At 69.0% G+C, this 13,446-nt stretch carries 11 protein-coding genes; 9 read left to right on the top strand and 2 right to left on the bottom strand.

Annotated elements, in window-relative coordinates:
- Positions 1–17 precede the first annotated feature (17 nt).
- Genes ABFK29_RS02690 through ABFK29_RS02675 form a run of 4 tightly spaced genes read left to right on the top strand, consistent with a single transcriptional unit; the run spans position 18 to position 6,713 of the window.
- Entirely contained in the window at positions 18–1,025 is a 1,008-nt protein-coding gene (locus ABFK29_RS02690) for an AAA family ATPase (protein ID WP_005862740.1), read from the top strand.
- Positions 1,022–1,897: a DUF58 domain-containing protein gene (locus ABFK29_RS02685; protein WP_005862738.1), complete on the top strand. Its 876-nt coding sequence runs from the start codon at positions 1,022–1,024 to the stop codon at positions 1,895–1,897. The genes ABFK29_RS02690 and ABFK29_RS02685 overlap by 4 nt, the downstream gene beginning before the upstream one ends.
- Positions 1,894–4,674 carry a DUF4159 domain-containing protein gene (locus tag ABFK29_RS02680; RefSeq protein ID WP_005862736.1) on the top strand — a complete coding sequence of 927 codons (2,781 nt, stop codon included), beginning with the start codon at positions 1,894–1,896 and terminating at the stop codon, positions 4,672–4,674. Before ABFK29_RS02685 ends, ABFK29_RS02680 begins: the two co-directional genes overlap by 4 nt.
- A complete protein-coding gene (locus tag ABFK29_RS02675) occupies positions 4,671–6,713 on the top strand; it encodes a glutamine amidotransferase (RefSeq protein ID WP_005862734.1) in 2,043 nt (680 codons plus the stop codon). The genes ABFK29_RS02680 and ABFK29_RS02675 overlap by 4 nt, the downstream gene beginning before the upstream one ends.
- A gap of 212 nt (positions 6,714–6,925) precedes the next feature.
- Here ABFK29_RS02675 and ABFK29_RS02670 read toward each other — a convergent pair whose 3' ends face one another.
- Positions 6,926–7,636: a DUF599 domain-containing protein gene (locus tag ABFK29_RS02670; RefSeq protein ID WP_005862733.1), complete on the bottom strand. Its 711-nt coding sequence runs from the start codon at positions 7,634–7,636 to the stop codon at positions 6,926–6,928.
- A 1-nt stretch (position 7,637) separates the two neighbouring features.
- Positions 7,638–8,048 carry a CopD family protein gene (locus tag ABFK29_RS02665; RefSeq protein WP_005862731.1) on the bottom strand — a complete coding sequence of 137 codons (411 nt, stop codon included), beginning with the start codon at positions 8,046–8,048 and terminating at the stop codon, positions 7,638–7,640.
- A 170-nt stretch (positions 8,049–8,218) separates the two neighbouring features.
- On the opposite strand from ABFK29_RS02665, the gene ABFK29_RS02660 reads away from it, so the two are divergent.
- The 5 genes from ABFK29_RS02660 to ABFK29_RS02640 all read left to right on the top strand — a co-directional run bounded on the left by ABFK29_RS02660 (position 8,219) and on the right by ABFK29_RS02640 (position 13,439).
- Complete coding sequence (locus ABFK29_RS02660) at positions 8,219–9,664, top strand: FAD-linked oxidase C-terminal domain-containing protein (RefSeq protein ID WP_040605040.1); 1,446 nt, start codon at positions 8,219–8,221, stop codon at positions 9,662–9,664.
- Between the two features lie 62 nt (positions 9,665–9,726).
- Positions 9,727–10,839 (top strand): FAD-binding protein, encoded by a 1,113-nt coding sequence (locus ABFK29_RS02655; RefSeq protein ID WP_005862727.1) that lies wholly within the window; start codon positions 9,727–9,729, stop codon positions 10,837–10,839.
- Positions 10,839–11,177 (top strand): hypothetical protein, encoded by a 339-nt coding sequence (locus ABFK29_RS02650; protein WP_005862726.1) that lies wholly within the window; start codon positions 10,839–10,841, stop codon positions 11,175–11,177. The genes ABFK29_RS02655 and ABFK29_RS02650 overlap by 1 nt, the downstream gene beginning before the upstream one ends.
- Before the next feature lie 16 nt (positions 11,178–11,193).
- The gene (gene glcF / locus ABFK29_RS02645) at positions 11,194–12,552 is read left to right on the top strand and encodes a glycolate oxidase subunit GlcF (RefSeq protein WP_005862724.1); all 1,359 of its coding nucleotides are present in this window, start codon (positions 11,194–11,196) and stop codon (positions 12,550–12,552) included.
- A gap of 164 nt (positions 12,553–12,716) precedes the next feature.
- The gene (locus ABFK29_RS02640; RefSeq protein WP_005862722.1) at positions 12,717–13,439 is read left to right on the top strand and encodes a trypsin-like serine peptidase; all 723 of its coding nucleotides are present in this window, start codon (positions 12,717–12,719) and stop codon (positions 13,437–13,439) included.
- The last annotated feature ends 7 nt before the right edge of the window (positions 13,440–13,446 follow it).

Here is a 13,446-nt window from a genome sequence, read left to right as displayed (position 1 = left end):
CTGAACGGAGAGACGCCATGGCAGAGGCCGAAGATCTGGTTGCCGACATCGAGGCGCTGGAAGAAAAACTGGCCGAGGCCAAGAGATCCATCACCGCACGGTTCATCGGGCAGGAGCGGGTCGTCGACCTGACGCTGTCGTCCATGCTGTGTGGCGGCCACGCGTTGCTGATCGGCCTGCCCGGCCTCGGCAAGACGCGGCTGGTGGAAACGCTGTCGACCGTCATGGGCCTGAAGGGCAACCGCGTGCAGTTCACGCCGGACCTGATGCCCGCCGACATCCTCGGCTCCGAGGTGCTGGAAACAGGCGTCGACGGCACCCGCGCTTTCAAGTTCATCGAAGGCCCGATCTTCTGCCAGTTGCTGATGGCGGACGAAATCAACCGCGCCTCTCCCCGTACCCAGTCGGCCCTGCTGCAGGCGATGCAGGAAAAGCAGGTGACCGTCGCGGGGGAAACGCGCGGGCTTGAGGCGCCGTTCCACGTGCTCGCCACGCAGAACCCGATCGAACAAGAAGGCACCTACCCGCTGCCCGAGGCGCAGCTTGACCGTTTCCTCGTGCAGATCGACGTGGCCTATCCCGACCGCAAGACGGAGAAGGATATCCTGCTGGCGACGACCGGCACCGAGGAGGCGCAGTCGCACCAGGTGTTCACCGCCGAGGAGCTGATCATGGCGCAGCACCTGCTGCGGCGGATGCCGGTGGGCGATGCGGTGGTTGAGATGATCCTCGACCTCGTGCGCGCCTTCCGCCCGGACGACGAATCCGCGCCGGAGCGGGTGAAAGAGATCGTCGCCTGGGGTCCGGGCCCGCGTGCCGCACAGGCGCTGATGCTGACCGTGCGCGCCCGCGCGCTGTTGCAGGGGCGGCTGGCGCCCTCTCCGGAGGACGTTCTGGACATGGCCAAGCCTGTGCTGGTGCACCGGATGGCACTGACCTTCTCGGCGCGGGCGCGCGGCGAGGATCTTGGCAAGCTGATCGACGAGGTGGCCGGGGCGATGTCCCCGCGTGAGGCCGCCGCGTGAGTTCGGTCGCCCACCTTCGCACCCGCGCACAGATCGAGGCGAGCCGGTTCCCGGCCCTTCTTGCCCGCGCGGAGCATCTGGCCGGGACCGTCCTTCTGGGCGATCACGGCCGGCGGCGCGCGGGGCTGGGCGACGACTTCTGGCAATACCGACCGCTGCGCGCGGGGGATTCGTTCCGGCAGATCGACTGGCGGCGCTCGGCCCGCGGCGACGAACAGTTCGTGCGCGAACGCGAGTGGCAAATCGCCCAGTCGGTTCAGATGTGGGTCGATCCCGGCGCCTCGCTGCGGTTTTCCTCCCACAAAGACCTGCCGACCAAGGCCGACCGCGCGCGGCTGGTGGCGCTGGCCGCCGCCGTGCTGCTGATCCGGGGCGGCGAGCGTGTGGGTCTGACCGGCTGGGACCTGCCGCCGCGCCGGGGCGATGCCCAGACGCTGCGGCTGGCCGAGTACTTTAGCGACGAGGGCGAGGACGACTACGCCGAACCTGAATCGCGCGGGATGCTGCCGAACGCCAAGGCGCTGTTCGTGTCGGATTTCCTGGGCGACCTCGCACCGGTGGAGGCCGCTTTGACCAAGGCGGCGGACCGCGGCGTGCGCGGCGTGCTTCTGCAAGTCCTCGACCCGTCCGAAGAGGCATTCCCGTTCAACGGCCGCACGATCTTCGAATCGGTGAACAAGACGCTGCGCTACGAAACGCTGAAGGCCGGCGATCTGAAAGAGCGCTACCTTGAGCGCCTGGCCGAGCGGAAGGCGCGGCTGGATCATCTCTGCCGCCTGACCGGCTGGCAGCACTTCACCCATCACACCAACAACACGGCGCAATCGGCCCTCCTGTGGGTCTACCGTGCGCTGGACGGGAGCCAGGGATGACTTTGTTCGGACTGGGCTTCACCGCGCCTTGGCTCTTGCTCGGGCTGCTGGCGCTGCCGATCCTCTGGGTCATCTTGCGCGCGGTGCCACCCGCGCCGATCCGGCGGATGTTTCCCGCCGTGGTCCTGTTGCTGGGGCTGAAGGACGAGGAACAGGTCACCGACCGCACGCCGTGGTGGCTGCTGCTGCTGCGGATGTTGGCGGTCGCCGCGGTGATCGTGGGCCTGGCCGGACCCGTGCTGAACCCGCGCGACGAGACGCAGGCGGCGGGCAACGGGCCGCTCCTCGTGGTGATGGACGCAAGCTGGGCCTCGGCGGCCGACTGGCGGTCGCGGACCATCGCGCTGGAGGGCCTTCTGGCAGAGGCGGGGCGCAACGGGCGCACCGTCGCCGTGATGCGCCTGACCGCGCCCGAAGCGCCGCAGTTCCTGTCGGCGGACGTGCTGCGCAGCCGCCTGTCGGGCATCCTGCCGGAGCCGTGGGAACCCGACTCCGCCCGCATGACCGAAGCGGCAGAGATGCTGCCGGACGGCGCTTTCGACACCTACTGGATGTCCGATGGGCTTGAGCGGGAGGGTCGTGAGGCGTTGGCCGACGCGCTTGAAAGCCACGGTGCGCTTATCGTCTTCGAAGCGCCGCGCAACCTGCTGGCGCTCGAACCGGCGACGCTGGAAGACGGCCACCTCGTCTTTACCCTGCGTCGCCTGCGCGAGGGGCCGGAGGCGGAGGTCGTGCTGGAAGGCCACGGCAAGGACCCGGCGGGCAACCCGGCGGTGCTGATGCGCCAGCCCGTCACCTTCGAAAGTGGCGCGCTGGCGGTGGAGACGGAGCTTTCGCTGCCCTCCGAACTGCGCGCCCGGATCGAACGATTCGAGGTGGCGGGGGCAGACAGCGCCGGGGCCGTGACCCTGCCCGACGACAGCCTGCGGCGGCGCGAGGTCGCGCTGATTTCCGCCCGCGAGGACCGCGAGGGGCTGCAACTGCTCGACCCGCTGCATTACCTGCGCAAGGCGCTCGAACCCACGGCGGACCTGCTGGAGACGGATCTTGGCACGGTCCTGCCCGCGAACCCGGACGTGATCGTCCTTGCCGACATCGCCCGGCTGACCGGCAAAGAGGCGGCGGATGTGCTGGAGTGGGTGGACAGCGGCGGCACGCTGCTGCGCTTTGCCGGGCCGCGCATGGCGGCGTCGGATGTGTCCCGCGACACCGAAGACCCGCTGATGCCGGTGCGCCTGCGCGCCGGGGGCCGCAGCGTCGGTGGCGCCATGAGCTGGGGGGAACCCAAGACGCTGGCGCCCTTCACCGAGGACAGCCCGTTCTTCGGCCTCGACATCCCCGACGACGTGACCATCGAAAGCCAGGTGATGGCGCAACCGGACCCGACGCTGGCCGACCGCGTGATCGCCCAGCTTGCGGACGGCACCCCGCTGGTGACGCGCCAGAACATCGGTCAGGGGCAGGTGATCCTGTTCCATGTCACCGCCAATGCCGAATGGTCGACCCTGCCGCTGTCGGGCCTCTTCGTGCAGATGCTGGAACGGCTGGCGGTGTCGTCGGCCATGGTGCAACCGGATGTTAACGATCTGGAAGGCACGATCTGGCAACCTGCGCTTGTGCTGGACGCGTTCGGCGCGCCGCAGGAAGCGGGCACCCTGCCCGGCGTCGACGGACCGGCGCTGCTGACCGAGGCGCTCGGGCCAGATCTGCGCCCGGGCCTGTACGAAGGGGAGGACCGCGCCTTGGCCCGGAACGTCGTCACGGCCGAGACAGAGCTGCGGCCCGCCGCATGGCCGGACGATATCTCCGTCGAAGGGTTGAACCGCCCGCAGGAAACGCCCCTCGCCGGCTGGCTGCTGGCCGCCTCCATCCTGATTCTGCTGGTCGACGTGATCGCCTCGCTCGCGCTGTCCGGACGGCTACGCGGCGCGGTGGCGGCAGGCCTCGTGCTGGCGATGCTGGGGGGAATGCCCATGCCCGGCCACGCACAGGAGGTGGTCGAACAGCCCACGTCGGAGGACGACGCGCTGGCGATCGCCGCCACCGCCGAAGTGGTGCTGGCCCATGTCCTGACCGGCGACGACCGGCTTGACCAGGTCGCCCATGCCGGGCTGCGCGGACTGTCCGACACCCTCTACTTCCGCACCTCCGTCGAACCGGCGGAACCCATTGGCGTGAACCTCGAAACCGACGAACTGGCGTTCTACCCGCTGCTGTACTGGCCGATCACCCCCGATCAGCCGACCCCCTCGGCCGAGGCCTACGCCAAGCTGAACACCTACCTGCGCTCCGGCGGGATGATCCTGTTCGACACGCGCGACGCCGACGTGGCGGGCTTTGGCGCGGGCACGCCGGAGGGACGCAAGCTGCAGCAACTGGCGGCGCCGCTGGACATCCCACCGCTGGAACCGATCCCTCAGGACCACGTGCTGACCCGAACGTTCTACCTGCTGAACGACTTTCCCGGTCGCTACCAGGGCCGCGGCATCTGGGTCGAGGCGGCACCGCCCGACGCGCAGTTGATCGAGGGGATGCCGTTCCGCGACCTCAACGACAACGTGACCCCGGTTGTGATCGGCGGCAACGACTGGGCGTCGGCCTGGGCGATGGATGAGACCGGCATGCCGCTGGTGCCCATCGGCCGCGGCTTTACCGGCGAACGCCAGCGCGAGATCGCCTACCGGTTCGGAGTGAACCTCGTGATGCACGTTCTGACAGGCAACTACAAAAGCGACCAGGTGCACGTGCCTGCGTTGCTGGACAGGCTGGGCCAATGAACGCAGGACAGATCGTCTTTGACCCGCTCCTTCCGTGGGGTGTGATCTATGCGCTGGCGGCGCTGGCGCTGGCCGGTGTGGTGCTGGCGCTTTGGCGCGGGCTGAAGGGCTGGCCCCTGCGCTTCCTCGCCGGTCTGGTCCTGGTCGCCGCGCTGGCGCAGCCGTCGTGGCAAATGGAGGACCGCGCGCCGCTGTCGGACATCGTGCTGATGCTGGTGGACGAAACCGCCTCGCAACGGCTGGCAGAGCGCGCGGGCGTGACCTCCGACGCCGCCGACACGATGGAAGCCCAGCTTCTCGCCCGCCCCAACACCGAAGTCCGGCGCATCCCCGTCCCCGACGGCGAGGGCGACGCCGGCACGCAACTGATGACCGCGCTGTCGCAGGCCTTGGCGGAGGAGCCGCGCGGCCGGGTCGCCGGTGTGGTTCTGCTTTCGGACGGGCGGCTGCACGATCTCGAACGCCTGCCGGACCTGCCCGCGCCGATGCACCTGCTGCTGACCGGGCGGGAGGACGACTGGGACCGCCGCCTGATCGTCAAGAACGCCCCGGCCTTCGCCATCCTCGGCGAGGAAGTCGAGCTGACGCTCAGGATCGAGGACGAGGGCGCCGCGCCCGGCGACGCCACGACCGACCTTCAGATCTCCATCGACGGGTCCGAACCGCAGACCTTCCGCGTCGCCATCGGCGAGGACCACGCGCTGCCGATCACCCTGCCCCACGGCGGGCTGAACGTGATCGAGTTCATCGTGCCCGAAGCAGAGGGTGAGCTGACCGACCGCAACAACCGCGCGCTGGTGCAGATCAACGGCGTCCGCGACCGCCTGCGCGTGCTGCTGGTGTCGGGCGAACCCCACGCCGGGGGCCGGACCTGGCGCAACCTGCTGAAGTCCGACAGCTCCGTCGACCTCGTGCACTTCACCATCCTGCGTCCGCCGGAAAAGCAGGACGGCGTGCCGGTGTCCGAACTTTCGCTGATCGCCTTCCCGACGCGCGAACTCTTCCTCGAGAAGATCGACGATTTCGACCTCATCATCTTCGACCGCTACAAGCGGCGCGGCATCCTGCCCGCCATCTACCTCGACAACGTCCGCAACTACGTCGAGAAGGGTGGCGCGGTGCTGATTGCCGCCGGTCCCGATTTCGCGTCGGCGGATTCGATCTACCGCTCGCCGCTGGCCGACATCCTGCCCGCCGAACCCACGGCGCGGGTCATCGAACAGGGCTATCGCCCCGCTGTCACGGAGCTTGGCCAGCGCCACCCCGTCACGGCAGGCCTGACCGGGGCAGACACCTGGGGCCGCTGGCTGCGCCAGGTGGAGGTCGAACCGATGTCCGGCGAGGTCGTCATGCAGGGCGTCGACGAAAAGCCGCTCCTCGTGCTCGACCGCGTCGGCGAAGGCCGCGTGGCGCTTCTGGCGTCGGACCATGCCTGGCTGTGGAACCGCGGATACGAAGGCGGCGGCCCGCAGCTCGAACTGCTGCGGCGGCTGGCCCACTGGATGATGAAGGAGCCGGAGCTTGAGGAAGAAGCGCTCTGGGCCGAACCCACCGGGCAGACCATGCGCATCATCCGCCGTTCGCTGACCGACGACGTGGGCGACGTCGAGGTCACCGGCCCGGACGGCCAGACGGTGACGGTTCCGCTCGAAGAGGTCAGCCCGGGCCGCTTCGAAGGCATCTACGACGGGCCCGAGATCGGGCTCTACCGCCTGCAGGAAGACGATCTGGAAGCGGTCGTCGGCCTCGGCCCCGCCGCCCCACGGGAATTCGTCCAGACCATCGCCAGCGGCGCGGCGCTCGAACCGGCCGTCGACTCGTTGCGCGGCGGCATCCTGCGGCTCCAAGATGGCGTGCCCACCGTGCGCAACGTTCGCCAGGGCCGCCCCGCCGCCGGCCGCGGCTGGATCGGCCTGACCCCGCGCGACGCTTTCGAGACGCTCGACATCCGCCAGACCCCGCTGATGCCGCCATGGCTGGTGCTGATCCTCGCCGCCGCGATGATCGTCGGCGCCTGGCTGCGCGAAGGCCGGAGCTGACCGGTCGGAAAACCGAGTGGCGCCAGGATCTCACGGGTGCGACCGACCCGGGCCCCACCCTTCATCTTGGCCAAATTACCTCGGGGGGCCCGCAAGGGCGGGGGCAGCGCCCCCTCCATCACTCGGGTCAACGCGATACCTGATCAGACGCGCAACATGCCGTAGGGCGGAGGCCCCCTCCGCCCCCCCAGACCGCAGGCGCGACTGGACTGTCAGGGCTTCCCGGAATCCGACGGGTCCATCAGCACCGCGCGGGAATGCGACCAGAACTCCCGCCGCAGGATCACGGCGGCGGTCACGAGCGTCGCCGCGATCAGCGCCCACGCGCCGATCAGCCAGGCCGAAGCGCCGATGCCGAAATAGACCGAACGCAGGCCGCGGTTGTAGCTGCGGGCGCCCGCGACGTTGATCTCTGCCGCCTTGCGCGCCCGGGGTCGAGCCGCCGGGTCCTCGGGATCGTTGGGCACCGCAGCCATCAGGACGGACGTGTACCCGAACAACCGGTGCGACCAGACGAACTTCAGGAAAGCGTTGGAGGCGAAGAGCAGCATCAGGATCAGCTTGATCTCCAGCACCACCACCGGATCGGTGGAGGGTGTCAGGTCCTGCGCCACGCCCTGCAACCGCTCGGCGTTGCCCAGCAGTGCAAAGCCGCCGCCGATGGCGATCATCGAGGCGGAGGCGAAGAAGGACGTCCCTTGCCTGAGGCTCGCGACAATCTGGCTGTCGAAGATGCGCGGCGTGCGGGTGACGAAGGCTTCCATCCATTCCCGCCTGTACCGCGCCATGAGCGCCGAGACAGAGGGACGCGCGGCAGGTGGATGTTCGATCAGCAAAGTCGCGGCGACCCAGGCCAGCATGAGCAGGCCGACCGCCACCACGTCCATCGCGGTGAAGCCGGAAATGACGGCCCGCCAGTCCATCTCAGAACGGCTGCACGACCACGACCCAGAGGATCGCGATGGTGCCGATGACGGAGGTCTCGTTGAAGATGCGCAGGAACATGTCACTTTCGCGGAACTCGCCCTTCTGCGCGCGGCGCACCAACCTGCCGGTCCACAGGTAATGCACCGCCAGCAGCGCCACGAGCGTGGCCTTCAGGTGCAGCCACGCGGGCCAGCCCAGCCAGGTGCCGTACCAGACACCGGTCACGATGGCGATCACCCCCAGTCCGAAGGAAAAGCGATAGAGCCGGAAGGTCAGGTCGCCCAGCGGACCGTTCTCTCCCAGCCGGGCGTATTCGCGTTTCCAGTAGATCAGCGCGCGCGGCACGGCGAAGATGGACGTCATCCAGCCCATGACGCACAGAATATGTATGATCTTGACCCAGGCCATCGGTCGCTCCGTTTTTGGCAAATGACCCCGATGCCCCGGAATGTGCAAGCCGCGCGCGTGAAATTGACTCGCGCGCCGGGTATTTTGGTTATATGACTTGACCAATTGCCGCTTTCTTGGTCGCGACCTGCGGCCGGGACGGCGCGGACGGACCCGAGGGAGGTGCCACCATGCAGATGCCGGAACCGGACGGCGCGATCCTTGCCCGCAAGGCGCGCATCGTGGAGCGGCTTGCCGCCGTCTCGCCGCGCGGCGTGATCTCGGAACCCGCCGAGGTGCGGGCCTACGAATGCGACGCGCTGACCGCCTATCGCTGCCCGCCACTGGCGGTGGTGCTGCCGTCGTCGACCGAGGAGGTCTCCGCCGTGCTGAAGGTCTGCCACGAGGAAGGCGTGCCCGTGGTGCCGCGCGGCTCCGGCACATCGCTGGCGGGGGGGGCGCTGCCCACGGCGGATTCGGTGATCCTGGGCGTATCGCGGATGAACGCGGTGCTGGAAACGGACTACGAGAACCGCTTTATCCGGGTAGAGACCGGACGCACCAACCTGAGCGTGACCGGCGCGGTGGAAGAGGAGGATTTCTTCTACGCGCCCGACCCCTCGTCGCAACTGGCCTGCGCCATTGCCGGGAACATCGCGATGAATTCTGGCGGGGCGCATTGCCTGAAATACGGGGTGACGACCAACAACCTGATGGGCGTGACCATGGTGCTGATGGACGGCACGGTGGTGAAGCTGGGGGGCGCGCACCTCGACGCCGGCGGGCTGGACCTGCTGGGCGTGATCTGCGGGTCGGAAGGGCAGCTTGGCGTGGTGACGGAGGCGACGCTGCGCATCCTGCGCAAACCCGAAGGCGCACGGCCGGTGCTGATCGGCTACGCGTCGAACGAGGTGGCGGGCGCCTGTGTCAGCGACATCATCAAGGCGGGCGTGTTGCCGGTGGCGATCGAGTTCATGGACGCGCCCTGCATCCGCGCGACGGAGGATTTCGCCAAGGCGGGCTACCCGGATTGCGAGGCGCTGCTGATCGTGGAGGTCGAAGGCTCGGAGCCGGAGATCGCCGAGCAGCTTGCCAAGATCAAGGAGATCGCGCAGCGCCACGACCCGGTGGAGCTGCGCGAGGCGAAGTCGGCCGACGAGGCCGCGCGGATCTGGCTGGGCCGCAAGTCGGCCTTCGGCGCGATGGGCAACATCAACGACTACATGTGTCTGGACGGGACGATCCCGGTGACGGAACTGCCCTTCGTGCTGAAGCGCATCGGTGAGATGTCGGCGGAGTTCGGGCTGGAGGTGGCGAACGTCTTCCACGCGGGCGACGGCAACATGCACCCGCTGATCCTGTTCAACGCCAACGAGCCAGGGCAACTGGAGCTCTGCGAGCGGTTCGGGGCGGAAATCCTGAAGCTTTGCGTCGAGGTGGGCGGCTGCCTGACCGGCGAGCATGGCGTCGGCATCGAGAAGCGAGACCTGATGACCCACCAGTACGCGCCCGAGGATCTGGAAGCACAGATGGCGGTGAAGGATGTGTTCGACCCGAAGTGGCTGCTGAACCCGGCGAAGGTGTTCCCTCTGGCGGCCTCTGACGGGCGGCGCGCGGTGGCGCTGGCGGCGGAGTAGCCGGGGTTCCACCCCGGACCCCGGAGTATTTGGAAAGCAAAGAAGCACGAAGGGCAGGCGCGATGAGACCTGGAAGCGAGGCGGAACTGGCCGAGGCGGTGCGCGGGGCGCAGGCGCCTTTGCGGGTCCGCGGCGGCGGCACGCGCAGCATCGGCGGCGGCGGCGCGGGCGCGGTGCTGGAGACCGGCGGCATCGCGGGCGTGTCTCTTTACGAGCCGGGCGCGCTAACGCTGGTGGCGGCGGCGGGCACGCCATTGGCCGAGATCGAGGCGGTGCTGGATGCCGAAGGCCAGCGTCTGGCCTTCGAGCCGATGGATCATCGCGGCCTGCTGGGCACCGAGGGGCAGTCGACCATCGGCGGGGTGGTGGCGGCGAACGTCTCTGGCCCGCGGCGGGTGCAGGCGGGGGCCTGCCGGGATTTCCTGCTGGGCGTGCGGTTCGTCGACGGCACCGGGACGGTGGTGAAGAACGGCGGGCGGGTGATGAAGAACGTCACCGGCTACGACCTCGTGAAGCTGATGGCCGGATCGCGCGGGACGCTGGGCGTGCTGACGGAGGTCAGCCTGAAGGTCCTGCCGAAGCCCGAGGCCGTGGCCTGCGTGCTGATCGACGGGTTGGTGGACGCGGCCGCCGTCGCGGCGATGGCCCGGGCGCTCGGGTCGCCCTACGACCTGACCGGGGCGGCCCATCTGCCGGTGGGGCCGGACGGCGATCCGCTGACCTTGCTGCGGGTCGAGGGCTTCGCCGGATCGGTGGCGTATCGCGCCGACAAGCTGGCGGCGTTGTTCGGCGGCACCGCCGTGCGCGTCGAACGCGATCCCGGCGCGGTGGCGGAGGCCTGGACCCGCGTGCGCGACGTGGTGCCGATGCACGGCGGGGACGGCGATGTCTGGCGCATCCACTGCAAACCCTCGGACGCGCCGGAACTGGTGGCCCGGCTGGAACCGCACGCGGTTCTCTACGACTGGGGCGGCGGGCTGGTTTGGGCGCGGACGCCCACCGGCATTGACGCACGGGCGAAGCTGGGCGACTTCGACGGTCATGCGACGCGCGTGCGGGGCCGGGGCACCACGCCGGTTTTCCCGCCCGAACCGGCGCCGGTGGCGGCCCTGTCGCGCGCGATCCGGGCGCGGTTCGATCCGCGCGGGATCTTCGATCCGGGCACTTTGCACTGATGACCTGGCCCGTCGTCTCAGCCTTCGTCGTGACGTTCGTGGTCGGGCCCTTGCTGTGCGCCGGGCTGCTTCGACTGCCCTCCACGCTGGCCGTTCTGGCCGGGCTGGCCTTGGCGGTGGTGCTCAGCATGGGTGCCGCGCTCTGGCTGGAGCCGCGCGCGCCGCTGCCGTCGCTCTTGCTGCTGTGGGCCGGATGGGTCACGGCCGTGGCGATGGTGGGCCACGCGTTGTACCGCCGGCTGGAGGGCAAGGCGGCCCGCCGCTGGATCACCGTAATTGCCATACTGGCCACAACCCTGCCGTGGTTCGGACTGGCCACCGCACGGCTGATGGCCTGAAGACCCAGAGAGAGCCATGCAGACCAATTTCACCGAAGAGCAGCTTGCCGACGCGGGCACCGCGCGCGCCAATGAAATCCTCCGGGCCTGCGTGCATTGCGGGTTCTGCACCGCCACCTGCCCCACCTACCAGGTGCTGGGCGACGAGCTGGACAGCCCGCGCGGCCGCATCTACCTGATCAAGGACATGCTGGAGAACGAGCGTGTGCCGGATGCGGACACCGTCAAGCATATCGACCGTTGCCTGTCGTGCCTGGCCTGCATGACCACCTGCCCGTCGGGCGTGCACTACATGCACCTCGTCGACCACGCCCGCGCCTATATCGAGGAGCGGTATGAGCGGCCCCGGTCGGAGCGGGCGCTGCGCTGGCTGCTGGCACGTATCCTGCCGTATCCGGGCCGGTTCCGGCTGGCCCTGCTGGGGGCGAAGATCGGGCGACCCTTCGCGCGTCTGATCCCCGATGCGCGGCTGCGCGCCATGCTGGAGATGGCGCCGAAGCAGGTGCCGCCCGTGTCGCGCAACGACGATCCGCAAAGTTTTGCGCCGGAGGTGCCGAAGCGGATGCGGGTTGCGCTGATGACCGGCTGCGCGCAGCGGGCGCTGAACACCGACATCAACGACGCCACGATCCGGCTGCTGACGCGGCTGGGGTGCGAGGTCGTCGTGGCCGAGGGCGCGGGTTGCTGCGGATCGCTGACGCATCACATGGGCAAGTCCGAAGAGGCGCATGGCACCGCCGGCCGGAACATCCGGGCCTGGGCGCGCGAGATGGACGGCGCCGGGCTGGACGCCGTGGTCATCAACACGTCGGGCTGCGGGACAACCGTGAAGGACTATGGCCACATGTTCCGCGAGACGCCGCTGGCCGGGGACGCCGCGCGGGTGGCGTCCATCGCCCGCGATGTGACGGAGGTGCTGGCCGACCTGATGCCGGAGGTTCCGGAGGCGGGCGTCAGCCCGGCGCGCATGGGGATCGCCGGGATCGACCGTGCGGGCGCCCGGGACACGCCCGGCGGGGCGGGGCCGCTGCGCGTCGCCTACCACGCGGCCTGCTCCTTGCAGCATGGTCAGAAGATCAAGGGCACGCCCAAGGACCTTCTGAAACGCGCGGGATTCGACGTGGTGGAACCTGCCGACAGCCACCTGTGCTGCGGCTCTGCCGGAACGTACAACCTGATGCAGCCGGAGATCTCGAAACAGCTCAAGGCGCGCAAGGTGAAGACGCTGGAGGCGAAGACCCCGGACGTGATCGCCGCCGGCAACATCGGCTGCATGATGCAGATCGGGTCGGGCACCGGCGTGCCGGTGGTGCACACGGTCGAACTTCTGGACTGGGCGACAGGCGGGCCGAAGCCGCCGGCGCTGCAGACGTGATCTTGCCGATCCATCGTCGGTCGTGCGATCCACTCCGATGTGCCGCATTTTTGCCCTGAAGAACCGGTAAACCGCGCGCAAAGAGGAAAGACCAAGTGCGCGCAATTTTCGCCATCTGCCTGATATTTTTGTCAACGAGCGCCCCGGCACAGGGCATCTTTTCGATGGAGAGCACCGAGGGCGCGCGGCGGTGGGAAGCGGTCGGGCGGCTGGAGATCGCCGGAGAGGCCTTCTGCACCGGCGCGCTGATCACGCCCAGCCTTGTCCTGACGGCGGCGCATTGCCTTTTCGATCCGGCCACCGGGGCCCGCGTGCCGGTCGACGACATCCAGTTCCTGGCCGGGTGGCGCAACGGGCGGGCGGCGGCCTATCGGCGCACACGCAAGGCCATGCCGCATCCGAAGTACGATTTCGCGTCCTCCGACGGCGTGGCGCGGGTGGGTCACGACATCGCCCTGATCGAGCTTCAGCACCCGATCCGCAACACGACCGTCCTACCCTTCGGCACCAGCGACCTGCCGGTGCCGGGTGCAGAGGTCGGCGTGGTGTCCTACGCCCACAACCGGTCGGAGGCACCGTCGATGCAGGATCTCTGCACCGTGATCGCGCACCAGTCGGACATGCTGGTCCTTTCGTGCAGCGTCGATTTCGGCGCCTCCGGGTCCCCGGTCTTTGCCTTCGGTGCGGATGGCGAAGCGCGGATCGTCTCCGTCATCTCGGCGAAGGCGGAGGCTGACGGCAAGCCGGTGTCGCTTGCCGTGGACCTTCTCGACCCCCTCACGGAACTGCGCGCGGCGCTGGAGACGGCGCAGGACCCGGGCAACGGGCTGGAACGGATGGCCGCGGGCGCCCGGCGGGAAACAGGTGCAAAATTCGTGAAGCCCTGAGATACGC

This window comes from Sagittula stellata E-37, assembly GCF_039724765.1.
Lineage (GTDB): Bacteria > Pseudomonadota > Alphaproteobacteria > Rhodobacterales > Rhodobacteraceae > Sagittula > Sagittula stellata.
This window is presented reverse-complemented; position numbering and strand designations above follow the sequence as displayed.